The organism is Stenotrophomonas sp. YJH_SMC_119 (assembly GCF_059368315.1).
The window spans coordinates 198,032-221,641 of record NZ_JCAFRP010000006.1 but is presented as its reverse complement, the minus strand read 5'-3'; the positions used below and the strand labels follow the sequence as shown (position 1 = coordinate 221,641).

19 protein-coding genes, 3 tRNA genes and 1 pseudogene are annotated in these 23,610 nt (G+C 65.4%); 6 read left to right on the top strand and 17 right to left on the bottom strand.

All coding sequences use genetic code 11. The features are described 5' to 3' along the window. The 4 genes and pseudogenes from AC5P6S_RS11715 to AC5P6S_RS11700 all read right to left on the bottom strand — a co-directional run bounded on the left by AC5P6S_RS11715 (nt 1) and on the right by AC5P6S_RS11700 (nt 5,141). Nucleotides 1-663 carry a MotA/TolQ/ExbB proton channel family protein gene (locus AC5P6S_RS11715; protein ID WP_005412819.1) on the bottom strand — a complete coding sequence of 221 codons (663 nt, stop codon included), beginning with the start codon at nt 661-663 and terminating at the stop codon, nt 1-3. 3 nt (nt 664-666) lie between these two features. After that, complete coding sequence (locus tag AC5P6S_RS11710) at nt 667-3,066, bottom strand: DNA internalization-related competence protein ComEC/Rec2 (protein ID WP_099497442.1); 2,400 nt, start codon at nt 3,064-3,066, stop codon at nt 667-669. A gap of 59 nt (nt 3,067-3,125) precedes the next feature. Beyond that, nucleotides 3,126-4,468, bottom strand: a pseudogene (locus AC5P6S_RS11705) (sensor histidine kinase). A 1-nt stretch (nt 4,469) separates the two neighbouring features. After that, nucleotides 4,470-5,141, bottom strand: a complete 672-nt coding sequence (locus tag AC5P6S_RS11700; RefSeq protein WP_005408870.1) for a response regulator transcription factor — start codon at nt 5,139-5,141, stop codon at nt 4,470-4,472. Between the two features lie 145 nt (nt 5,142-5,286). On the opposite strand from AC5P6S_RS11700, the gene AC5P6S_RS11695 reads away from it, so the two are divergent. Together AC5P6S_RS11695 and AC5P6S_RS11690 are read left to right on the top strand one after the other, a co-directional pair. Beyond that, nucleotides 5,287-6,054 carry a MipA/OmpV family protein gene (locus AC5P6S_RS11695; RefSeq protein WP_005412817.1) on the top strand — a complete coding sequence of 256 codons (768 nt, stop codon included), beginning with the start codon at nt 5,287-5,289 and terminating at the stop codon, nt 6,052-6,054. A gap of 30 nt (nt 6,055-6,084) precedes the next feature. Next, on the top strand, nt 6,085-6,369 hold the full coding sequence (locus AC5P6S_RS11690) for a hypothetical protein (protein WP_005408868.1): 285 nt from the start codon (nt 6,085-6,087) through the stop codon (nt 6,367-6,369). A gap of 42 nt (nt 6,370-6,411) precedes the next feature. Here AC5P6S_RS11690 and AC5P6S_RS11685 read toward each other — a convergent pair whose 3' ends face one another. Beyond that, nucleotides 6,412-6,552 (bottom strand): hypothetical protein, encoded by a 141-nt coding sequence (locus AC5P6S_RS11685; RefSeq protein ID WP_005408867.1) that lies wholly within the window; start codon nt 6,550-6,552, stop codon nt 6,412-6,414. A 162-nt stretch (nt 6,553-6,714) separates the two neighbouring features. On the opposite strand from AC5P6S_RS11685, the gene AC5P6S_RS11680 reads away from it, so the two are divergent. The 3 genes from AC5P6S_RS11680 (at nt 6,715) to AC5P6S_RS11670 (ending at nt 8,175) form a co-directional block, all read left to right on the top strand. Then, entirely contained in the window at nt 6,715-7,284 is a 570-nt protein-coding gene (locus tag AC5P6S_RS11680; RefSeq protein ID WP_005408866.1) for a TlpA family protein disulfide reductase, read from the top strand. Between the two features lie 112 nt (nt 7,285-7,396). After that, nucleotides 7,397-7,585, top strand: coding sequence for a hypothetical protein (locus tag AC5P6S_RS11675; RefSeq protein WP_005408865.1), 189 nt, complete (start codon nt 7,397-7,399; stop codon nt 7,583-7,585). 257 nt (nt 7,586-7,842) lie between these two features. Beyond that, complete coding sequence (locus tag AC5P6S_RS11670; RefSeq protein WP_005412816.1) at nt 7,843-8,175, top strand: hypothetical protein; 333 nt, start codon at nt 7,843-7,845, stop codon at nt 8,173-8,175. Nucleotides 8,176-8,293: 118 nt separating this feature from the next. Here AC5P6S_RS11670 and AC5P6S_RS11665 read toward each other — a convergent pair. From AC5P6S_RS11665 to uvrB, 3 genes are all read right to left on the bottom strand, one after another. Next, nucleotides 8,294-8,368, bottom strand: a tRNA-Val gene (locus AC5P6S_RS11665). 98 nt (nt 8,369-8,466) lie between these two features. Further along, a tRNA-Val gene (locus AC5P6S_RS11660) sits at nt 8,467-8,541 on the bottom strand. 107 nt (nt 8,542-8,648) lie between these two features. After that, entirely contained in the window at nt 8,649-10,673 is a 2,025-nt protein-coding gene (gene uvrB / locus AC5P6S_RS11655) for an excinuclease ABC subunit UvrB (protein ID WP_005408863.1), read from the bottom strand. Between the two features lie 171 nt (nt 10,674-10,844). Between uvrB and AC5P6S_RS11650 the strand changes: the two genes are divergently transcribed. Next, nucleotides 10,845-11,339 carry a GspH/FimT family pseudopilin gene (locus AC5P6S_RS11650; protein ID WP_012479680.1) on the top strand — a complete coding sequence of 165 codons (495 nt, stop codon included), beginning with the start codon at nt 10,845-10,847 and terminating at the stop codon, nt 11,337-11,339. Between the two features lie 48 nt (nt 11,340-11,387). Here AC5P6S_RS11650 and AC5P6S_RS11645 read toward each other — a convergent pair. The 9 genes from AC5P6S_RS11645 to AC5P6S_RS11605 form a co-directional block, all read right to left on the bottom strand. Continuing rightward, nucleotides 11,388-11,464: transfer RNA gene (locus AC5P6S_RS11645), tRNA-Asn, on the bottom strand. Between the two features lie 47 nt (nt 11,465-11,511). Beyond that, the gene (locus tag AC5P6S_RS11640; RefSeq protein WP_005408861.1) at nt 11,512-11,937 is read right to left on the bottom strand and encodes a type IV pilin protein; all 426 of its coding nucleotides are present in this window, start codon (nt 11,935-11,937) and stop codon (nt 11,512-11,514) included. A gap of 13 nt (nt 11,938-11,950) precedes the next feature. Next, nucleotides 11,951-15,754 (bottom strand): pilus assembly protein, encoded by a 3,804-nt coding sequence (locus tag AC5P6S_RS11635; protein WP_164170802.1) that lies wholly within the window; start codon nt 15,752-15,754, stop codon nt 11,951-11,953. An 11-nt stretch (nt 15,755-15,765) separates the two neighbouring features. Continuing rightward, nucleotides 15,766-16,287 (bottom strand): pilus assembly PilX family protein, encoded by a 522-nt coding sequence (locus AC5P6S_RS11630; RefSeq protein ID WP_005408859.1) that lies wholly within the window; start codon nt 16,285-16,287, stop codon nt 15,766-15,768. Nucleotides 16,288-16,290: 3 nt separating this feature from the next. Continuing rightward, nucleotides 16,291-17,460 carry a PilW family protein gene (locus tag AC5P6S_RS11625; protein WP_005408858.1) on the bottom strand — a complete coding sequence of 390 codons (1,170 nt, stop codon included), beginning with the start codon at nt 17,458-17,460 and terminating at the stop codon, nt 16,291-16,293. Further along, nucleotides 17,457-17,957: a type IV pilus modification protein PilV gene (gene pilV, locus AC5P6S_RS11620; RefSeq protein ID WP_005408857.1), complete on the bottom strand. Its 501-nt coding sequence runs from the start codon at nt 17,955-17,957 to the stop codon at nt 17,457-17,459. The genes AC5P6S_RS11625 and pilV overlap by 4 nt, the downstream gene beginning before the upstream one ends. Further along, the gene (locus AC5P6S_RS11615; protein ID WP_005408856.1) at nt 17,954-18,469 is read right to left on the bottom strand and encodes a GspH/FimT family pseudopilin; all 516 of its coding nucleotides are present in this window, start codon (nt 18,467-18,469) and stop codon (nt 17,954-17,956) included. The genes pilV and AC5P6S_RS11615 overlap by 4 nt, the downstream gene beginning before the upstream one ends. 161 nt (nt 18,470-18,630) lie before the next feature. Further along, a complete protein-coding gene (ppnN, locus tag AC5P6S_RS11610; protein ID WP_032966556.1) occupies nt 18,631-20,019 on the bottom strand; it encodes a nucleotide 5'-monophosphate nucleosidase PpnN in 1,389 nt (462 codons plus the stop codon). A gap of 252 nt (nt 20,020-20,271) precedes the next feature. Next, nucleotides 20,272-23,520 carry a TonB-dependent receptor gene (locus AC5P6S_RS11605; protein WP_080101792.1) on the bottom strand — a complete coding sequence of 1,083 codons (3,249 nt, stop codon included), beginning with the start codon at nt 23,518-23,520 and terminating at the stop codon, nt 20,272-20,274. Nucleotides 23,521-23,610: the final 90 nt, after the last annotated feature.

Genomic DNA, 23,610 nt, shown 5'->3' with positions numbered 1-23,610 from the left:
TCAGGCCTTCGCCGTGGCGGCGCCGGACTGGCGCGCGGCCGGGGCCGGGTTCATCACCCCGGGGCGGCCGTCGAGCGTATCCAGCAGGGCGCTGGCTTCCTGCTCCATCTCCACCACGTAGCCGTGGATGCGGCCCTTGAAGTAGCGATGGAACATCAGCGCCGGAATCGCCACGATCATGCCGGTGGCGGTGCACACCAGCGCCTTGCCGATGCCGCCGGCCAGCTGGTTCACGTCGCCCACGCCGTGGTCGAGGATGCCCAGGAACATCTGGATCATGCCGATCACCGTGCCGAGCAGGCCCAGCAGCGGGCCCGCCGAGGCAATGGTGCCCAGTGCGTTCAGGAATCGCTCCATGCGGTGCACCAGGTGGCGGCCGGTGTCTTCGATGCGCTCGCGGATCTGGTCGCGCGGGCGGTTGCGGGCTTCCAGTGCGGCAGCCAGCAGCGCGCCCAGCGGCGAATTCGCCCGCAGGGTCTGCAGGTGGGCCGGGTCGAGCTTGCCGCGAGCGGCCCAGTTGCGCACTTCCTGGCCGAGGCCGGGCGGCAGCACTTCAGTCCGCCGAAGGGACCAGAAACGCTCCAGGATGATCGCCAAAGCCAGTACGCCCAACAGCAGCAGCGGCACCATCGGCCAGCCACCGGCCTTGACCAGTTCCCACACGTTTCAACCCTCCGGCCCAACGGCCGCTTGTTCGATCGGCGATAGGATAGCAGCCGACCGCGCCCGCCCAGCGGCATCCCACCACCGGGATGCATGGATGCGCTGTTCACGCAGCTGCAGGCCTTGTGCGCCAAGCCATACGCGGATCGCCCCGGAGTCGGCCGTGGCCAGCACCTCCGCGCCTTGCGCCTGCCAGCGCTGGACCACCTCCCGGCGCGGGTGGCCGAAGCGGTTCCGGTGCCCGGCCGAGACCACCGCCAGCCGCGGCGCCACCGCCGCAACCCACGGCGCACTGGAGCTGCCGCCGCTGCCATGGTGCGGCACCAGTACCACGTCCGCCCTCAGCGCGTGCGGGTACGCCTGCAGCAGCGCCCCCTCGGCCGGTCGACCGATGTCACCCGGCAGCAGGACCACGCCGTGACGGCTGGCAATGCGCAGCACGCAGCTGTCCTCGTTTTCGGCTTGCCGGCCGCCCGGCGCCGGGTGCAGGACCTGGAAATCAACCCCGTCCCACTCCCAGCGCATCCCCTGCTGGCAGGGCGTGGCGCCGCCGATGGTGCTGCCCGGTGGCGCCAGCAGCTGCAGCCCGGGCAACTGCCGTCGCAGGCTGGGCAGGCTGCCGGTGTGATCCAGGTGGTCATGGCTGAGCATCACCTGCCGGGGCGGCCCCTGGCCGAGCGCGCGCAGGGCGGGGACCAGGATGCGTTCGTTGCCCTCGCCGCCAGTCGGCGGCCCCACGTCGTACCAGAGCGCGTGCCGCGCCGTGCGCACCAGCACCGCCGTGCCCTGGCCGACATCGTGCACCAGCAGCTCCAGCTCCCCCGCGGCCGGTGCATGCCGGGCCGGCCACAGCAGCGGCAGGCACAGCAGCAGGCCCGCCAGGCCACCGCCGGCGCCGCGCGGCAGCAGCCACCAGAACACGCCCAGCAAGGCCACGGGTAGCGCCCAGCGCGGCGCCTCGGCCAGCCACCACATCGCCTGCGGATGCAGCGCCAACGGTTGCAGGGCCCCCCAGCTGAGCTCGAACAGCCAGGCCGCGGCACGCCAGGCCCAACGCCCCGCGCCGTCATGCAGCACGTGCAGGCCGGTACCGAGCAGCGACAGCGGAACAACCAGCATTGTCCACCACGGGATGACCGGCAGGTTAACCAGCGGCCCCAGCCGCGCGGTCCCGCCGAACAAGGCGATGCACATCGGCAGCAGCCCAAGGCTGGCAACACCCTGCGCGGCAAGGAACCCGCGCAGCCCGCCACCGATTCCCTCCGGCCCCGTCCTCGGCAGGCACCAGAGCAGCCACAGCACGCCACCGAAGCTCAGCCAGAATCCAGCCGAGAGCACCGACAGCGGCGCAGGCAACAGCATCACCATCGCGGCCAACGCCAGCCCCTGCCCTGCGCCCACCGGGCGACGCCCGGCCCTGGCCAGTGCGACCAGCCCGATCATCAGCGCTGCGCGCACCGTCGGCAGCGCACCACCCGCCGCCACGGCATAGGTGGCTGCGGCCAGCGCCGCTCCCCATGCGGCGGCCTGCGGCCGTGGCCAGTACCGTCCCAGCAACGGGCACAGCCACCACCACAAGCGGCACAGCAGTACACCGAAGCCAGCCACCACGCCCACGTGGAAACCGGAGATGGCGACCAGATGGGTCAGGCCCAGCGCGCGCAGGTGTTCCCAGTCGGCATCGGACAGGCCACGGGTATCGCCCAGTGCCAGCGCCTGCACGAACCGCGCGGCAGGATGTGCCACCTGCACGGCGATCGCCGCACTGCTGCGTTCCCGCCAGGCCTGCAGGCCCTGCGCCGGCAGCCACTCCCGCGCACGGGCCGGATCACGCACCGAGGCATTGCCGGAGATGCCCCGCAGCACGGCGTGGCGCTCGCCATCGAAGCCGCCGGGATTGATCCGCGAGCGTGGCGCGCGCACGCGCAACGACAACTGCCAATGCGATCCTGCGCGAACCGCATGGCGCCCGCCCTCCGCCTCGTGCGCCGGCGATCCGCGCCACGGGTCGCTCCAGGTCACCTGCAGGCGCTTGCCACGCAGCGATGGCAGCGCGCCGGCATCTTCGACATGCAGCACGAAACGCGTGTAGCCGGGCCCCTGCCGGGGAAGGTCGGCCACCCGGCCCCGCACCTGCACATCCTGCGGTGGCGCGCCGGGTGGCAGCTGGCCATGCAGGACCCAGTGCCCGTGCACCGTTGCCCAGGCCAGGCCGAGCAGGGACGCAGACCAGGCACGGCCGCGCCAGGGCAACAGCCAGCCGCCGGCGCCGGCGATCGCCATCGGCACACTCAGCCACAGCGGCAGCAACATCGGCATCTGCACGCAGGCCAGCGCCCCCAGCACCAGGCCTGCAGCGCAGCCAAAGCCAAACAGGGCCGGGGCGGATCGATCGGGAACCATTTCCCCAGCCTGCCGCTGGAGGCCGCAGGCTGCCTATCGGGCCTTTCCCCGTGCGCCTGTCAGCGCCGTACGGTACCGCGGTGGAAATTGACTCTGAAGCTGGCGCCGCCGCCAGCCGCTTCGCCAACGCTGACCGAGCCACCGTGGTGCTGCACGATTTCCTTCACCAGGTGCAGGCCCAGGCCACTGCCGCTGCCGGCTGCACGCAGGCGGTGGAAGGGCTCGAAGATCGCTTCGCGGTCGCCGACCGGAATGCCGGCGCCCTGGTCGCTGACCTCCAGCAGGCCGCGTGCATCGAGGCGCACGCAGATCGTGCCGCGCCCGCCGCCATGGACGATGGCGTTGTGCACCAGGTTGGCGATCACCCGCCCCAGCGCCAGGCTGTCGCCATGGATCCACACGGGCGACTCCGGCGCATCCACCTCGAAGCCATAACCGGCGCCGACCACCAGCGGCGCCAGATCGGCGGCCGCCTCGCGCACCAGCAACGCCAGGTCCAGCCGCTGCAGCGCGCCGACATTGCGATCGAGACGCTGCAGGTCGAGCAGGTGCTCAGCCACGTTGCCGAGGCGGGCGACGTCGGTCAGCAACTGCGATTTCAGTTCACCCTGCGGCAGCTGCGACAGGCGCGCCTGCACCACCGCGATCGGTACGCGCAGCTCATGCGCGGCATCGGCGAGGAACTTGTCGCGCGCTGCATAGCCCTGCTGCACCTTGTCGATCGCATCGTTGAACGCTTCCACCAGTGGTGCGACCTCGGTGGACACCAGCTGCGCATCCAGGCGCGCGCCCGGCTGGCCGATGTCCAGTTCCTTGGCCTGCTGCGCGGAGCGGCGCACGCCGCGCATCGCGCGATGGATCACCGTCGGCATCACCAGCAGCGTGACCACGATCAACGGCAGGAAGAACCACAGGCCGATCAGGCGCAGCACCATCAGCGCGCCATCCAGCAACCCACCCTTTGGAGCACCACCGACCATCACCGTGATGCGGCGTCCATCCTCGTTGCGGATCATCACCCGCGCCACGTCCAGATAGGGTGGCACCAGTGAACCCAGTTCGGTGGCGCCCACTGTCGGCAAGCGTGCCAGCAATGGCGCGTGGACCGCAGGAATCGTGCCGCGCTCCAGCCACGTGCCCCTGTCATCAACCGCCGCGAACCAGAGGTTGCCGCCGGCCCCGGCATTGAGCTTGTCCCAGCGCGCCTGGTCCAGTTCCAGCCGGCCGCCTTCGCTGTGCACGGCTTTGGCCACCGCCTCGGCCGTGACATGTCCATGCCCCAGGAGTCCTTGTCACCCCAGGTCAGGATCAGCGCGACCACCGCGAACAGCACGGTGAACGCCTGCGCAAGGAACAGGCGCCAGGCCAGGCCCAGGGTGATGGAACGGATCGGGCGTGCCATCTCAGGCCTCCGCCAGCAGGTAGCCGACGCCGCGGATCACATGGATCTCCACGCCGGCCCCGGCCTGTTGCAGCGCCTTGCGCAGCTTGGAGATGTGCGCGTCCAGTGCATTGGACTGGATCTCGTCATCGAAGCCGTACACCGCCGCCTCCAGTGCACTGCGGGTGACGGTGCGCCCCTGCCGCATCGCCAGCGCCTGCAGCACCAGCACCTGGCGCCGGGGCAGCGCCAGCAGCTGGCCATCGACCTGCGCCTGCAGCGATTCGAAATCGAACTCCAGCCGGCCCAGTCGCAAGCGTGGTGTCACCATTGCCGAGGGCCGTCGCGAGACCGCACGGATGCGCGCCATCAGTTCCTCGATCGCCACCGGCTTGACCAGATAGTCATCGGCGCCGACATCCAGGCCCTCGACCTTGTCCGACAGCGTGCCCTTGGCCGTCAGCATGATCACCGCCAGGTTCGGACGCAGGGCCCGCGCAACGGCAACGAAGCCAGCGCCATCGCCATCAGGCAACTGGCGGTCGAGCAGCATCAGCTGGTGCACCGGTTCGCGCAGCGCGATGGCCGCTTCGGCCAGGCAACCAACCACATCGGCGACCACGCCCTGCCGCTCCAGCCCCGATTGCAGGGCACGGGACAGGTCAGGATCGTCTTCGACCAGGAGGATGCGCATCGGGGGCTCGGCTACCGGAAACGGTGCCGATCATAGTGCCTGGCGCCCACTTTTTCCGCTTCGGCCTGGCGGATGCGCCGACGCAATGTTCTGACAATGTTGCGCCCCCATCATGCGCAGCCATCCTCCGCAACGTCGTTGACCGATGCCGCCACTGCCCTCGACCCTGCTGCGCCCGCTGCTGTTCTCCGCTGCCTTTGGCCTGCCGGTGTTCGCGCAGGCCGCCGACAGCAACCCGGGCATACAGGCCGGCATCAGTGCTGGCGCGACCTCGGGCGCGTATGCGCACTACGACGTCAAGCCACTGGTGGTCCCGTCCATTGCCTGGCAGGGCCAGCGCTTCTTCGCCAGCCCGGGCTCGCTGGGCATGTACCTGTACAAGCGCGAGGGCCTGCGCCTGTCGGCGGCGGTCACGCCCTACACGCTGCGCTTCAAGACCGACGACGTGAACGATCCTCAGCTGCGCCGCCTGCACAGCCGGCAGATGTCCGCCATGGCCGGCATCAATGGTGAATACAGCGCCGACTGGGGCATCGTCGAGGCCAGCGTGATGCGCGAGGTCACCGGGCACGGAGGTGGCATGGAGTCGCGCCTGCACTACAGCTATCCGATCCAGGCTGGTCGCTTCACCTGGGTCCCGAAGGTCGGCGTGGTCCACTCCAGCGCACGCTTGCTGGATTACTACTACGGCATCAGCGATGAGGAAGCGCTGCGCTCGGGACTTGCCGCCTACAACCCGGGCAGCGCGACATCACCGAGCCTGCAGATCGCGGTCAGCACGCCCCTGGGCACGAAGTGGCGCGCGACCGGCGTGGTCGCCAACCAGTGGCTCGGCGATGCAGTAAAGGACAGCCCGATGGCACGACGCGGCACTCAGTCATCGGCCTTCATTTCCCTGATGCGCTCGTTCTGAACGAGCACCCGCTACGGACAAGGACTCCCCATGGCCTCCGTCTCCCCCACCTCCGAAGCACACGCGATCCTGCGAGCCCCCGATCTGGACAGCGCCGAACGCGTCTACCTTGGCCTGATGCCCGACCTTGAGCACGTAAGCGCGCTTGCACGTCGCGCGCTCGGCCAGTCGCGCGTTGCCGACGCAGCCCGGGGATACGCGCTTTCGATGACCCTGGTCGGGCTGCGCCTGCAGGAACTGGAAATGGGCGAGGCCAGCGCGAAAGAGCACCGGCAGGCCACCCTGCGCAGCCTGCGCCAGGCCTTCAGCGCCTGAGCACCGGCCTGCCGCAACGCGGCGGCAGTGCCGCGCCCCCGCTCAGCGGAACGTGGTCCAGGCCAGCACAGCGGACAACAGGGCGACCCAGATCACTGCCTTGAACGTACCTTCCAGCATGTTGCCGCCGAACAGCAGTTCAAAGAACGGATTGGGCCTGGAAACCGGCACATGATCGCTCATCGTTGAAAGATCCTGGGGATGGGTGGAGGGCATGCACGCATGCCTGCGCGGGCACAACTCTAGTACATGCGCTCCGTCGGAGGATGTGCCGGGAACATCCGCTTAACAACCTGCGCGCCAGTTCGGGTATGTTCGACCCAACGCTGTGTTCAAGGATGATCGATGCTCAAGCGCGTCCTGTTCCCCGTTGTCGCCCTGCTGCTGTCCGTGCTGGTCATCGCGCTCGGATGGCAGAACCGCCAGCTGCGGCAGATCAATGAGCAGATGGCCACGCAGCTGCAGGACATGCGTCTTGCAGCACATGGCCTCGAACTGGGTAGTCGCCCGGATGCGCTGGCGCTGCGCACCACGCAGCAGACCTTCGTCGATATCGGCGGTGCCCGCGAGGTTCCGCAGATCCTCTATTTCTTCTCCACCGCATGCCGCTACTGCCTGGCCTCGGTACCGCAGCTGCAACAGATCGCTGCGGCCCGCGGCAACAGCGAACTGGTCGGTGTCGGCATGCCGCCATACGACCAGCTGGCGGACTACGCCGGCAAACATGCACTGCGCTTCCCGATCGCCATCGACAACGAAGCCGCCGCGTCCACGCGCTATCGCGCCACCGTCACGCCGATGCTGATGGTGCTGGCTGCCGATGGCCGCGTTGCCTACAAGCATGTCGGCCAGCTCGACGCCCAGGTCGTGCAGGCTGCCGTCGCGTCGCTCGCACCGAAGCCGGCGCTGCCCTGATCCCGCGTGCCGCGCATTGCGTCGCGGCCCCCTGTTACCGCATTCGCGCCACAACCGGCACTCCCGTGCCTTCGGCAACTGCAACTCCACAACGCCAACCAAGGAGATACACATGATCGGAAAGAAAGTGCTTTCGTCCGTCGCCGGTATCGTCGTTGTCGCGGCCATGGCCTTCGGCGCCAGCCAGGCCTTCGCCGTCTCGCCCAAGACCGGATATGCACCGGGCTGCGAACCACACCCGCAGTGCCCGTTCGGCAACGCGGGCAAGCACGGCCAGCTGCTGTGCTGCGATCCGTTGTAACCGGATCCGTGCATGGGGTCGGCATCGCTGACCTGCCACACCCGCCGCGGAGCTGAGCCAGCGCCGCGGCCATGACCGGGCCACCCCGCAGTGGCCCACCACGCCGGGCCGCCTTGAAGCGCGGCCCGGCACTTCCTGGCCCGGATTCATCCTTCCCGCAGCGACTTGGCGGGCGCTTTTCCGGCTTTCGTCGCATACCGGTTTCACAGCGCAGGGGGCAGTGCCACGCTGGACTCCCTTCTCCGGAGCACCGTGCCATGCCGATGCTTGCCCTGCTGCTGTTGTGCGCTGGCCTGTTCGGCCGCGATGCCGACGCCGGGGATGCCTCCCTGCGCAGCCAGATCCTGCAGGCCGACGCCGGGCATGCGGGCGTGCCCCCGGCACATGACCAGACACCGGAGCCGACGGCCCTGCAGTTGTACCGGCTACGCCAGGACCGCGTGCTGCGCGTGGGCAACCAGCGCCTGCCTGCAGGCGGCCAGCAGCATCAGGCCGGTTCAGCACGTTTCGCGCAGGTCTGGGAACGCGTGGACGGGCACTGGCGGCTGCAGCGCATGATCAGCATCGACGAATGGGTTGCCCAGCGCTGACGCTCGGCACCGGCACCGGCACCGGCACCGGCACCGGCAACCGTCGTAAACGAAAAAGCCGGCCCAGGGCCGGCTTTCATCGTGATCCACCGCTGCACCGGCAATGCCGGGAGCCAGGTGGTGGGCGGTACAGGGTTCGAACCTGTGACCCCTACCATGTCAAGGTAGTGCTCTACCGCTGAGCTAACCGCCCATCTTGTTCCTGCCGCCCGAAAGCTGGCCTTGCTACGTAAAAACCCGGCGCCAGGGCCGGGCTCTTCAGTTCACGACAGCCTCCTTCCGGAGACTTCGTGGTGGGCGGTACAGGGTTCGAACCTGTGACCCCTACCATGTCAAGGTAGTGCTCTACCGCTGAGCTAACCGCCCGTTTTTGCTTCTGAACGTCCGCGATTGCGTCGGTGCAGGCCGCGTATATTACGGATGCCGGCCGTGAAGCGCAACACTTTTGTGAAGAAGATGCTGCACCGCCGCGTTCAGCCCAGACTCGCTTCCTTCAGCTGCCGGATCTGGTCACGCACCCGTGCGGCATCCTCGAATTCCAGGTCCTTGGCGTGCTGGTACATCTGCTGTTCCAGCGCCTTGAGACGCGCCGCCAGCTGCGCCGGACCGAGCGAACGGTAATCGGCTCCGTCCTCGGCAACACCCGCCCTGCCCTTGCCCTTGCCCTTCTTGGCTTCCTTCTCCGCCGCATCCGAACGCGCACCTTCGAGGACGTCGACGATCGGGCGCGCCACCGAGCGCGGCACGATGCCATGTTCTTCGTTGTACTCGACCTGCTTGGCGCGGCGGCGGTCGGTCTCGTCGATCGCTGCCTGCATCGAGCGGGTCACCTTGTCCGCATACAGGATCGCCTTGCCGCGCACATTGCGGGCGGCGCGGCCGATGGTCTGGATCAGCGAACCGGTGGAGCGCAGGAAGCCTTCCTTGTCGGCGTCGAGGATCGCCACCAGCGACACCTCGGGCATGTCCAGGCCTTCGCGCAGCAGGTTGATGCCCACCAGCACATCGAACTTGCCCAGGCGCAGGTCGCGGATGATCTCCACGCGCTCGACCGTATCCACGTCCGAGTGCAGGTAACGCACGCGGATACCGTGTTCGGTCAGGTATTCGGTGAGGTTCTCGGCCATGCGCTTGGTCAGCGTGGTGACCAGCACTCGGTCACCGGCCTTGATGCGCGCGTTGGCCTCACTCATCAGGTCGTCGACCTGGGTGCCCACCGGGCGGATCTCCACCACCGGATCGATCAGGCCTGTCGGGCGCACCACCAGCTCGGTGATCTCGTCGCCGGCCTCGCGGTACTCATACGGGCCCGGCGTGGCGGACACGTAGATCGCGCGCGGGCAACGCGCCTCCCATTCCTCGAAACGCAGCGGTCGGTTGTCCAGTGCCGACGGCAGGCGGAATCCGAACTCGACCAGGGTCTCCTTGCGCGAGCGATCGCCCTTGAACATGGCGCCGATCTGCGGAATGGTCACGTGCGATTCGTCGATGACCAGCAGCGCGTCCGGCGGCAGGTAGTCGAACAGCGTCGGTGGCGGCTCGCCGGCGTTCTTGCCGGTCAGGTGCCGCGAGTAGTTCTCGATACCGTTGCAGAACCCGACCTCGGCCATCATCTCGATGTCGAACTGCGTGCGCTGTGCCAGGCGCTGCGCCTCCACCAGCTTGTTTTCCGCGTACAGCTGCTCAAGCCGCTCCTTCAACTCCACCTTGATCGTTTCCACCGCGGCCAGCACGCGCTCGCGGGTAGTGGCGTAGTGGGTCTTGGGGTAGACGGTGAAACGCTGCATGTTGCGCATCGTCTCACCGGTGAGCGGGTCGAACAGGGTGATCTTCTCGACCTCGCCGTCGAACAGCTCGATGCGCAGCGCTTCGCTGTCCGACTCGGCCGGGAACACGTCGATCACTTCGCCACGCACGCGGAACGTGCCGCGCTGAAGCTCGTACTCATTGCGCGTGTACTGCAGCTGGGTCAGGTGATTGATCAGGTCGCGCTGGTCGATGCGCTCACCCTTGGACAGGATCAGGCGCAGCGACAGGTAGTCCTCCGGCGCACCCAGGCCATAGATCGCCGACACCGTGGCCACCACGATCGCATCCGGGCGCGACAGCAGGGTCTTGGTCGCGGCCAGCCGCATCTGCTCGATGTGCTCGTTGATCGAACTGTCCTTCTCGATGAAGGTGTCCGACGAAGGCACGTAGGCCTCCGGCTGGTAGTAGTCGTAGTAGCTGACGAAATACTCGACCGCGTTGTGCGGGAAGAACGCCTTGAACTCACCATACAGCTGCGCCGCCAGCGTCTTGTTCGGCGCCATGATCAGCGTCGGCTTCTGCACGTTCTGGATGACGTTGGCGATGGTGTAGGTCTTGCCCGAGCCGGTGACGCCCAGCAGGGTCTGCTTGGCGATGCCCGCCTCGAAGTTGCTGGTCAGCTTCGCGATGGCATCAGGCTGGTCGCCCGCCGGCGAATACGGCGAGACGAGTTCGAAACGGTCGCTCATGGTGTTGCCAGTTCCCGGGAAGGACAAGTATACGGGGCAAGGGGTGACGGCCGGCTGAGGGCTTTCCGGGCAGGCGGGCGCGGCAGTGCCTGATGGCGGCCGTCCCGCTGCGGCGCGAGGCTTGATGCCATGCATCGCACTCCCGCCCACTGTCGTTCAGCATCACCCGGCATGCATCTGGTTGAGATGCTGGTGGTGATCGCCATCCTTTCCGTTCTGCTGGCCGTGGGCTGGCCGGCCCTGCGCCCGGTGCTGTTGCGGCAACGCGCCGACGCCCTGCAGCTGACCCTGCATGCCAGTCTTTCCAGCGCCAGAAGCGAGGCCCTGAAGCGCCGCGAACTGATCGGGCTGTGCGCCAGCGACGACGGTGAGCAGTGCTCCCGCGACTGGAGCGCAGGGTGGATCATCTATCGCAGCGGCAGGCACCGGGGGACACCAGCATCCGCCCAGGACATCCTGATCCACCATCAAGGCCGGACCGACATCGCCATCGTCGCCCAGGCCAGCGGTGGACGGCCGCTGCTGTTCTTCCAGCCTGACGGGCGCAGTCCCGGTGCCAATCTGACGCTGCGCATCTGCGCAGGAGACCGGCTGCATGGCAGGTTGGTCATCAACAACGGCGGCCGCATCCGCAGCGAGCGTGTCGACCGCACCCTTCCCTGCTGACGGGCCAAAACGACAAAAGCCGCGATTTCTCGCGGCTTTTGCAGTATCTGGCGCCCGAAGTTGGACTCGAACCAACGACCCCCTGATTAACAGTCAAGTGCTCTAACCGGCTGAGCTATTCGGGCGGGGAGGCGCATTGTACTGGGCGTTCAGAGGAAGATCAACACCTGATTTACCAGCAATCGGAAACCGTGCCGCTGGCCGTTTTGCGGTTGGCCTGGTCCACGCTCAGCGTCCCGCAGCTGTCCTTGGTCTGGTTGCCCTGGGGCGTCGCAGTCAGCGTGAACGAGGACGCCTTGCCATCGAACGTGATCGCGTACCGTGTGGTCCCGCCCTCGCGCGGCGACACCTTGCTGGGCAGCGCGAAGCCCGAGTAGGTGTTGTTCACCGAGTAGTAGCGCTCAGCACGCTGCGCGTATTCCACCAGGTCCGCCTTGGCCACGCCCCGGTGCGACTGGCGGATGTACTGCTGGTACGACGGAACGACAATCGCGGCCAGGATGCCGAGCACGATCACCACGATCATCAGTTCGATGAGGGAGAAACCGTGCTGTTTGCCGGGACGACGCAGGGTACGGGAAAGAGTGTTCAGGCTCATGGGCATGTCTTCGTTACTGGATCTGGCGCCAGGATTGGCGACCGCAGGGATAAGGCACGTACATCGTCGGAGCACCCGCCACATTGACCGCCATCCAGCAGGCACGTCCGCCTCGATCGGCACCCTTTGCCAGGCGCGGCATCACCGAGACATTGACGTCCTTCACCGGTGCGGTGCCGCCGGTGTCGAGACTCACGCCAGCCGTGCCCGCTCCGTAGGGCGTGCCGGTAATGGACCCGACCCGCGCCTGCTCCAGCGATGCAACACCCGAGATCGGATTGAGGCCAAACAGCCAGTTGCTTCCCTCGGTCGAACAGCCACGGCCACCCGCGGTAGGCATGTAGGTCGGCATGAACACCGTTCCCGACGCCACGGCAGGATTACCAACAAAGCGTTCACCTGCGCCGGGCAGTGCAATGCTCCATCCGCGCGCCGCCCCGGAGAAGGGCGTGGCCGTGACCGTGCGCAACTTGTTGGTGGTGGTCACCGTATAGGCCACCAGATTGGCGGGCACGATCGTGGCCTCCGGCTGATCCTTGCTGGTGTCGTTGACACCGTACAGCGACTGCGCGGTGAGATCCTGAGGGTCATTGTCGAAGGAGAAGCTGCCGGTACCCAGCACCAGCATCACGCCACCACCGGGTCCGGTCACGGCGGTCATGCCACCGGTAATCGGCTGGCGATACACCTGGTTGTTGTTGTTGGTCTGGCGCGCCGTGGTGAACACCGGCGTGGTGACCGAGGTCGCCGTGCTTTCCAGGTCGAACTTCCACAGCGCGCCGCGCTGGTCGGCCGCATAGATCGTGTCCGCCAGGCCGTCACGGCCACGTACACGCCCGGTCCCACCGGCGCTGTCGGCGCGCCAACGGTCGACAGCTACGATGTTGCCCAGGCCATTGTCACCGGCAGGTGCGGTTGCTGCGGCCTCGGTAGCAGTGATCATCCGCACCGCGCCCGATCCCAGGTCGACCACGAACAGCACGGCCTTGCGGCTGAGGCTGTTGTAACCGTTGCCGAAGATCGCTTTCCACGCCACCCCGGTCCCTTCCTTCACCGGCACGATCACCGGCTTGCCAAGGACATGACCGATATTCGCCTTCACGGTGCTGTCGAGCCCCGGCGCCACGTCACTGATTTCCCACAGGCGATTGCCGGTACCGAAGCTGGACGGCGTGGTCACATCCAGCGCGAACACCGAGCGCCCACCGGCGCCGGCCGTACCGACCAGTGCCGTGGCCCAGTTGCCACCGATCTGCGCGTCCGCCACCGCGATCGGTCCATCCACGTAGTAGCGATGACGGAAGCGCTGGTCGGACTTGTTGGCCGCCACGTAGGGATACAGCAGGTTGGCCATGTGGCCCAGCGCGGTTCCAGGGATGTAGGCGAAGGTCTCGCTGCCACCGGCACCGTCACTTACGCCATTGCCGTTCATGCCACCGTCGAAGGCATGCAGCATGCCGTCATTGGCACCGACATAGACCATGTAGCGGCCATTGTTGCGCTTGCGGGTCAGGTACGTCGCATACGAGGTCGCCATCGCGGTGCTGATGCGCTGGTAGCCATAGTCGTCGCGGGGCGAACTGATCACCGGGCTGGAATTGACAATGTCACCCAGCACGGTGGTACGGGTGCGATAGATGCCCCCCGAGTTGCGCACTTCGCGTGATGCGTCGCCGCGCAGATAAGCCATGGCCGTGGCGATGTCGCCGCCCAGCTTTTCAGCCTCGGTCGCAGAACAGCGCGCAATACCCGGATACTGCTTCTCGTCCTTGTTGCAGAGATCGGTGAAGGCGATGTTGGTGCTGCTGAAGTCAACTGCAGCATTGCCCTTGGTGGCGACGATGGTGCGCGAACGCTGCGCGCCCAGTTTCTCGGCCGCTTCCCACACCTGCGTGTACTCGGTCTGCTGCGTCTTGTCGTTCACCGCAAGCTTGGATGCCTTCAGGCGGCTGAACCAATCGGTTTCCTCGTTGGCCACTTCGAACTGGGGCGTGACCGCCAGCGACCCGGTACCGATACGCGCGCCGGTCAGGCCCTGGCTGCCCGAAGGCGCTGGCCCGGAGGTGACCGACGAGAGCACCCGGCGCATGGCCGTGGTGATGTCTGCCGGAGTACGCGCGTTGATGTACTCACCGCGGGTATTGGTCGCGGCGTGCCAGATGTCATCCACGGTGCTGGGGTTGTCGTTCTGGCGACTTGGCCAGTTGCTGTAGACCGCCGAATCGGTATACGGGTTCTGTTGCTTGTTCGGATCGAACAGATTGCCACGCGCGCCCAGCGTGATCCCGTAGAAGTTGATATGCAGGTCCTTGTTGCAGTCCAGCGACTTGTCTGTACTGGTCGCGCACTGCTCCGGCACCGGCACATTGCCCTTGGGCATCGCGGTATCGGTGCGCAACGGATTGACGTAATAGTACGCCGCGATATCAGCCATCGTATCCGAGTTGCTGTCCTTGAACGGGGCACCCATGGCACCGTCAATGTTCCCTGGGGTGGGGATCGAACTCGATGGGAACCCGTTGCCGTTGTTGCTGTAGCCATCGGTGAACAGCATCACCGCGTTTTTCTGGCAGGAAAGCTTGATGGGGGCCGCATCGTCGGTTCGCATGAACTGCAGGCCGGCCGCATTTACCGCATTGCGGTTTGGCGTGCCACCGCTGGCCGTCAGTGCGATCATGTCGTTATACAGCTGAGTCTTCTGACCAATCAGGCTCATGTCCTGGATCGTTAGACGCTTCGCAGCATCCGTCGAGCTGTTGTACTTCAGGAAATCGTTGATCCTGAAATAGCCGACATACATATCGTTGACATTCAACGCATGCGTCATGCCCGCGATCATCGCGCGGTTGCGGTTTCCGTAGTAGGTAAACCAGTTGGCGAAGTTCTGCATTGCCGCCGCATCACTTGCCGTGAGCACGTACTTCCACATGTGGCAACCCTTGCCGCAGGCATCCAGGACCTTGGTCCGATTGTTGCCCGCGTTGGCATAGGCATTGGGCGTTCCCGCCAACTGCGGGTAGGGGTCGCCATCGCTCTTGAAGGGCATATAGAACGTCGCAGGCGTGTACTCCAACGACGCGTTGGCCGCGGACGACCATGAGGTCCCAGATTTGTTCTCCTGCACGGAACTGAACCGTCCGGAGTCGGATACGGTCATGTATCGCTGGCCCGGCGGGGCATACATGCCGTCCTGCATGCGCTGCACATCCCAGGATCGAGTTCCCAGGTAGCTGCTCGATACATTTACGACATAGTTGCTGTCATTCTGGTTACGCGGATCAATGAGCGCGGCACTGGCGACCGATGCCGGGTAGGATTCAACAGCCTCATTGACGATACGGAGCCAGGGTTGATACTGGATCGAGGGATCGTAGTAGGCTGGATTGTAGGCAGCGGATCGGGCAAACCCGAACACGTCCAACGCAGGGATTCCGAGATAACTGGTGTTGATCCGCGGCCCCGGCAACAGGTAGAAATAGTTGCACTGCCCATCGTTGTAGGGCCTGTTCCACGCATCGTAAGCAATGATGTCATCCGGTTTGTTCAGGACCCCGGCCGACTTGAAGAAGCTCTTGCGCGCGTTGCTCCAGCACGCCGTTCCATCCTGCCCCGGGAACTGGGTCTGGAAGGTCATCGAACCCGAATCGTCCACCGCCATGATGAATGACGGCGGCGCGGAGACCTTCAGGTTCATCGGGTGCTGCGACAATGTGCCCTGCGCCTGCGCGGCGAACAGGTTCATCGCAAGCCAGGTGCCGCCAGCCACCGCCAGCAACAGCCCGGAGCCGGCCAGGATCTTGATCTTTCGGGTCGCCATGACCGGGTTCCTCAAAGCTTGAAAACAGTGTCGACAGCCGCCGAGGAAGTACCCTCGTTGCTGGTGGCGGCATCGCGATCGGAGCCGAACGCGGTGATCTGGTAGACGCGGGTGGGCTCTTCGCTTTCCGGCGTGCCCATGCCCAGCGTCGATTCGCCCTGGATGCAGGCGTCGATGCGGCGCACGCTGACCACCGGCGCCGCCGACAGTTTCTGCTCTCCCACCCAGCGGGTGGGATCGAAGCCGTCATCGCAGATGCGCTTGATGGCGTCAGCCTTCAACGAGCCGCCGTCGCCGGTATTGTTGTCGATCTCCTCGATCGACCGCTCGGCGTCACGGACCGCCCGCTCGCTGGCCTGGAACGCCACGTTGGCGGCCCGGTAGTTGGAGGACATGCGCTCCTGCATGCTCGCCACCTGCATGCCGACCACGCCGATCAGCGACAGCAGGATCAACAGCATCAGAGCCACGTACAGCACCGCACCGCGCTGCTGCGTACGCCCCTGGAATCGACGGGAGACGGAGGGCTTCATGGGTCAGTTCCCGAACAGTCGGTTGCGCAGTGCCACGGACACCTCGTAGGAGGCGCGGTAGCGATCGTCGTAGGTCGTGGGCGGATTGAAGCCAACGCCGAGCACGCCCAGCTGGGCCACGGCCGTATTGGCCTGCTCGGCCGCGGCGCGCTGCGGGCTGCGCACCAGCAGTCCAAACTGCACCAGGCCAACCCGTCGCCACGCAGCGACAGCGGCGGCATCGGTACCGGTACTGACCCCGCTGGCAGTCTTCTGGAAGGCGATTACCCCGGTCGGCGGCGCGGTGCTGCTGATCGCCGTCTCGGTATCCTGGCCGTAGAGGAACTGCAGGCTCTCAATGCCCTCCACCAGCTCCTCACCGGTGGCGAACGTGTTGTCGCCAGCGCCACGCGCGCGGTACAGCGCGGGTTCGCCGGCGGTATTCGTTGCCACGTAGTACGCCATCGATTCCACCCGATAGACCATGGTCACCGCGTTGTTGGCCGAATACGCCGAGAGATCGGCTTTGCTGGCCGTGATCGTGCTGCCGGCGATTTTTCCGGCAAACACGTCCACTTTGCTGCAATCGGCCACGGCAAACGCCGAGGGCGTGGTGACGGCACCGGCCGACAGGCGGGCCGCCGCGTCACTGGCGATCGTGATGTCCGGCGAAGTACCGGAGCCGATGGACAGCACCGGCGAGCCTTCCGGCGCAAGGTAGCGCATCACGATGATGTCGCTGCCGCCAAGCGGTTTGGGCTTCAGATTGGTGATCGCCGACGGCGTGCTGCCGGCAGCCCCCCAGCTTGCGCCGAGGGTCAGCTTGTTGCCAGGCGCGGTGCCCTGTGCCTCGTAACCCTGGATCGGCACCGAGAAGTCCATCGGGCTGCCATCACCCGACTTCACGCCGGCAATGTTGACCTTGACACTGTCCTGGGCGCGCACCAGGTGCGCCTGGTCATTCACGCAGCCCATGTGCCCGGCCATCCGGATGTCGCGCTCGAGGAACTCCAACGCGAATCGGGCGTTCTCCTGGGTGCGCGCGACACCTTCGGACAGCTGCGAGGCCGCCCGCGAAGCCATGAAGATCTGGGTCACGCCCAGCATCAGCACCAGGCCGATGACCAGCGAGATCAGCAGTTCAACCAGCGAGAGGCCAGCCGCATGGCTGGCAGCGGAAGGCGCGCGCTTCATAGACGGGTAACCAGGGTGAACGTGGTGATGCTGTCGGGATTGGCTGCGTTCCATCGCTCGTCTCCCCAGCCGATGCCCACCGTGACCAGACCATCATTGACGGTCACGTTGGCGCTGGCCTTGCCTCCCAGCACCTTGACGACCTGGCATTGCCAGCGCGCCACGTTCGCCTTGGAGGCTGTCACGTCGGCACTGTTGGGCCAGGTGCAGGGGCCAGCCGGCGCGGTGACCGAGCCGGCAGTGAAGGAGGCCTTGGTGTATTCGCCACCGTTGAGGGTTTCGCTGCGCTGTACGCGCATCAGCTCGATCAGATCGTAGGCCAGGCTGGTGGCCTGGGTGCGCTGGCTGGCGCTCTGCACGAACCGCACGTTCATGGTCTGCAGCAGCGCAAAGCCAAGCAGGCCGAACGCCAGCACCAGCAGCGCGATCAGCACCTCGATCAGGCTGAAGCCACGACTGCGGGCAGGCCCGCCCATGCCGGAACGACGACGTTTCATTTGCAGGTTCCTGCGGTGGAGCGGACCTGGCCGGAGAATAGGACGGTCAGGGTCCGCATGGGGTCACCCGTCTTGCAGCCTTGCGGCACCAGGCTCACGACCTGGTCGGCGGACGCGCGGCGGCGTCCCTGGGAATCGAAGGTGATGACGGTTGGGCTGGGAGCCTCGACCGCCAGGCTGCTGCTGCCCTTGGAGAAGCGCAGCACGCTTTCGCTGCCGCTGACGGAGCCATCGCCATCGGCGTCGCCCCAGGCCAGCATGCCCTTGCTCCACTCACCATCGCAGGACGTGCCGTTGCTGCTGCCGCACACCCCGCCACCATGGCGGTTGCGGATGGCCTCGCTGCGAGCGAGCGACAACAGACCGATCACCTCGTTGTTGGTGGTGGTCAGCCGGTTCGAGCGCATCGCGGTGCGGAAGCTGGGATAGGAGATGCTGGCCAGAATGACCAGGATGACCAGCGTGATCATCAACTCGACCAGCGTGAAGCCGTTTTGCCGGCGCAAAGACATTGGACGCTCCCCAGCGTGTTGATGGCCACGATGGGCCATCGTCCCGCCACCGGCAAGCGGCGGCAGGATGAACGGTCAATCCAGGGCGACGGGCGTCAAAGCCTTGACGACCCGCACCTTCCCACCCCGGCCGGCGCGATCCCCATCGCACCGGCCCGGGCTCAGGCCAGCACCTGGTAGCAGGGCTGGTATTCGCCGGAGATCTTCATCCGGCGCTGCTCGACGAAAGCGCGCAGCAACGCGTCCAGCGCCTGCATCATGTCCGGGTCGCCATGGATCTGGAACGGTCCGAACTGTTCGATGCGACGCATGCCGTCTTCCTTCACGTTGCCGGCGACGATGCCCGAGAACGCGCGGCGCAGGTCGGCCGCCAGCGCATGCGGCGCACGCCCGTGGTGCAGGTCCAATGCGGCCATCGCCTCGTGGGTGGGCACGAACGGCTGCTGGTACTCCCACGGAATCTCGATCGACCAGTTGAAGAAGAACGAGTCCTTCTGCGCCAGGCGGTGCTCGCGCACGCGCTTGATGCCGTTGGCCATCTTCTTCGCCACCGCCACCGGGTCGCCGACGATGATCTCGTAGCGCTCGGCGGCCGCGTCACCCAGGGTCAGGCGGATGAAGCGGTCGATCTGCTCGAAGTACGGCGCCGCCACGGTCGGTCCGGTCAGTATCAGCGGGAACGGCAGGTCCTTGTTTTCCTCGCGCAGCAGGATGCCGAGCAGGTACAGGATTTCCTCGGCGGTACCGACGCCACCGGCGAACACGATGATGCCGTGGCCGATGCGGACGAAGGCCTCCAGGCGCTTCTCGATGTCCGGCATGATCACCAGGTGGTTGACGATCGGGTTCGGCGACTCGGCGGCGATGATGCCCGGCTCGGTCAGGCCGATGTAGCGCGTCACGGTACGGCGCTGCTTGGCATGGGCGATCGTGGCCCCCTTCATCGGGCCCTTCATCGCGCCCGGGCCGCAGCCGGTGCAGATGTCCAGGCCGCGCAGGCCCAGTTCATAGCCCACCTGCTTGGTGTACAGATACTCGTCGCGCGAGATCGAGTGGCCGCCCCAGCACACCACCAGGTTCGGGTCACCCGGGTTGAGGATGCGCGCATTGCGCAGCAGGCCGAACACCGCGTTGGTGATGCCCTCGGACGACTCCAGCTCGGCCGCGTAGGCAGGGCCCATCTCGATGGCCATGTAGGCCAGGTCACGCACCACGGCGAACAGCAGTTCGGCAACACCGCGGATGATCTCGCCATCGACGAAGGCCATGGCCGGTGCGTTGACCAGGTCGATGCGCACGCCGCGATCCTGCTGCGCCACCTGGATGTCGAAATCGGGATACAGATCGCGCGCCGCGCGAGGATCGTCAGAGGCACTGCCGCTGGTCAGCACGGCCAGCGCGCAGCGGCGCAGCAGCTCGTGCATGCCGCCGGCAGAGGCATCGCGCAAGCGGGCCACTTCGGCCCGCGACAGCACATCCAGCCCACCGCGCGGGTAGATCCGCGCGTCCTGCACTGGCAGTGCGCGGGCTGATTTTTCGTTCGTGGTCATGTCCAATTTTTTGCTTCCTTCAAGGTTTCCGACTGTACTGCCGCCCCCTTAAAAAGCAAAACGGCCGGGAAGCCCGACCGTTGGATGTGTGCTCCCCGCGTTCGCCTTTCCGGGACCGCATCGGCGGCGTTGGCACCGCGCACATTTCTGGATGCTACGCCGATGCAGAGTGGCCTGCAAGGACTTTCGCCTGAACGGAAAACGGCCGGGTTTCCCCGGCCGTTTCCGTTTACATCATCAAGCTCTGACGGATCAGAACTTGTACTTCACAGTCAGCTGCATGGACCAACGCGACACGGCAGTGTTGCCCTTGTCATTGTTGTTTTCCTGGATCGAGGAATCATCCGCACCGGTGAACGAGTACACATACTTCCCGGTGGCCGGATCGATACCTGCGAAGTTGCCCACGCGGCGGGTTGCATAGAAGCCGTAGTCGTCAATGAGGCCCCACTTCTTGTTCAGCAGGTTGCCGACATTCATGATGTCCAGGGCGACTTCACCCTTGTGACCCTTCACGAAGCCTGGGAATTCCTGGCTGATACGAACGTCGAAGCTGTTGACCCACTTGGCGCGGTGCGAGTTGGCCGGGACCACGCTGCCACGGTAGGCCTCGAGTTCCGGGTTCTGCGCCAGCCAATCGAAGAACTTCTTCTCCATCGTTGCGCCGCCAGTGAACAGCACGTCGCCCACACCCTTCGGCACGTAGAACAGATCGTTGCCGATGGCGCTGTCGCCGTTGGCATCGTTGTAGAACACGTAGCTGTACGGACGGCCCGAGCGACCTTCGTAGAAGAGGCCGATACGGGTAGCGTTGTCACCGAAGAAGTTGTGCTTCCACTCCAGGGTGCCGGTGATACGGTCCTTGATTGCATAGCGCGAGTTGTACGCGATGTTCTCGTTGGCGTTCAGGATCTGGGTGTTGTTCCAGTTCGAGGTGTTCTGCGAGCTGGTCAGCGGGCTAACTTCCTTCGACTGGGTGTAGGTGTAACCCAGCGACCAGCCCCAGTTCTCGGTCAGCGGCTTGGCCAGCGAGAAGGTAGCCTGGCTGCCACGACCCTTGTCGGTGTTGCGCAGCAACATCACGTCACCGATGTTGTTCGGACGGTTGGCGCGGTTCAGCGCGCCGTTGGTGCCGTTCTCCATGCCCAGGTTGTCGCCGGAACGGCTGTCGATCTTGCTGTTGGCCTGATTCAGACCTGCCGGGTTCCAGTACAGCTCACGACCGTCCTGCGCCGAAACGAAGGTCGCACCCTTGCCCTTGCCGTCCGTCAGGTCCAGACGTTCGAAGTACAGACCATCCTTGACCTTGGTGAACAGCACTTCAGCCGACGCCACGATGCCGTACCACGGCAGCTCATGGTCGAACGCCAGGTTGGCCTTCCACACCGACGGCAGGCGGGTGCCCGGAGCGATAATGTCCACGTTCTGGCGAGCAATGATCTTCGACGGATCCGGAATGAACGGATTGTCGGCATCAGCACTGAAACCACCCGGGTTGCCACTGACGTTGTACTCGACGTAGTTCAGACCGGTGTTCTGGTAGGCACCTGCCAGCCACACGTTCGGTGCTGCACCGCCGAACAAGCCAACGCCACCGCGCAGCTGGGTCGGACGATCGCTGTCGAAGGTGTAGTTGAAGCCAACACGCGGCTGGAACAGGCTCTTGTCCACCAGTTTGGTGTTGTCGTAGCCGTAGCGCGACTGGATGTCGGTGTTGTACTTGTTCTGGCTGGTGAAGTCCGGGATATCAAGACGGACACCAAACATCAGGCTCAGGTTGTAGTTGATCGCCCAGGTGTCCTGGATGAACAGGCCAGTGTTCTTCAGATGGAACTTGGCCGGAATATCATCCAAGCTGCCACCCGGACGCGGCACGCGCAGCTGGTAGCCGTTGGCGGTACCCTTCAGGAACGACGCCAAGTCGCGGAAGTCGTACGCGCCGTACAGATTACGGCCGTAGAAGTTCATCAGGTTATTGTCGGTGTAATCGAAACCGAACTTGACGGTGTGGTCACCGATGTACCAGGTACCGGCACCGAAGGCGCTAAGTTCCTTCGACTCGACCAGATTGGTGTGAGTGTTCTGCTCGGTGCCCAGGTACAGCGAGTTGTTGCCGAAGCGCACGCGCATCTGCGGCAGGTGCGAAGCCGCGACACGATTGGACGAGTAGTCCTTGTGCGAAACCTTGAACTCGGTCGAGAAGTTCTCGGACCAGTCACTGAACAGTTCACCCATCCAGGTTTCGTACTGGGTCGGCTGGGTGTACCAGAAGTCACTCAGCGACAGCGCGCTGCTGCTGACCTGCGGGAAGCGGACGACGTCCTGCTTCATCTTGTTGTAGCGCAAGGCCGCACGGTGGTTCTCGTTGATGTTCCAGTCGAGCTTGACGGCGTACTCTTCGATCGTCGTCTTGTTGTTCAGACCGTCAACGCCGCCGACCGGATAGCCCAGATCACTCATGCGCTTCTGGACTGCCGAGATGTCGGCGTCACTGATGCCGCCCTTGGACGGATCCTTGTTGTACGGGCTGTCACTCAGGCTCACGCCGCCGCCGCTACGCTCGTACTTTTCATAGTTGGTGAAGAAGAACAGCTTGTCCTTGAGGATCGGACCGCCGAACGTCATGCCGTAGGTCTTCTCGTCCTTGAAACCATTGAAGTCCGACTTGTCACCTTCCAGGCGCGAACGGACCATGTCCTTGTCGCGGTACGAGCCGTACACGGTGCCGTGGAACTCATTGGTACCCGACTTGGTCACGGCGTTGATCACCGCACCGGTACCGCCGGCGATGGTGGTGTCGTAGTTGGCCAGGTCGATGTTGATTTCCTGGATGGCATCCATCGACACCGGCTGACGCTCGGTCGGCAGGTTGTTGGAGCCCAGGCCGAACGGATCGGAGGCGCTGATGCCGTCGATGCGGATGGCGTTGTAGCGGGTGTTCTGGCCACCGGCCGAGATCGCGCCGTCAGCCTTGCTGACCTGCGAGATGCGCGGGTCCAGGCGGATGTAGTCCTGGATGTTGCGGTTGGCCGACGGCAGCGCGTCCATCGTTTCGCGCGTCACGTTGCTGCCGGTGCCCATCTTGTTGGCGCTAAACAGGTCCAGGCCGCCGGCGGTCGCAACAACGTTCACCGCGTCCAGGTTGGTCGCAGCCAGGTCACCGCCCAGGTTGGCGTTGACGGTGTTGACCTGGTTCAGGTTCAGGTAGACACCCTCTTCGGTCTTGGTGCCTTCACCGGACTTGGTGATGGTGATGGTGTACGGACCACCCACGCGCAGGCCGCGCGCGTTGTATCGACCCGACGCATCGGTGGTGGCACGCGAAACGGTGCCCGACTCGGTGTGGGTGATGGTGACTTCAGCGCCGGCGACAGGCTGGCCTGCGGCGGACATCACCTGGCCGCCGACACCGGCAGAGGTGCTCTGGGCGAAGGCGGGAGCGGCGGCGAGCGCAGCCACGAGACCAAGGGTGAGCTTGGACATCCGGAGTGGGTGGGTCATTTTTCGGTAGCCTCGATGCGAGTTGGCGATGGCGGAAAAAAAGCGCATCCAAACAGCCCTGCGGGTGGCTGGTCGGAGATTTATCTGGGG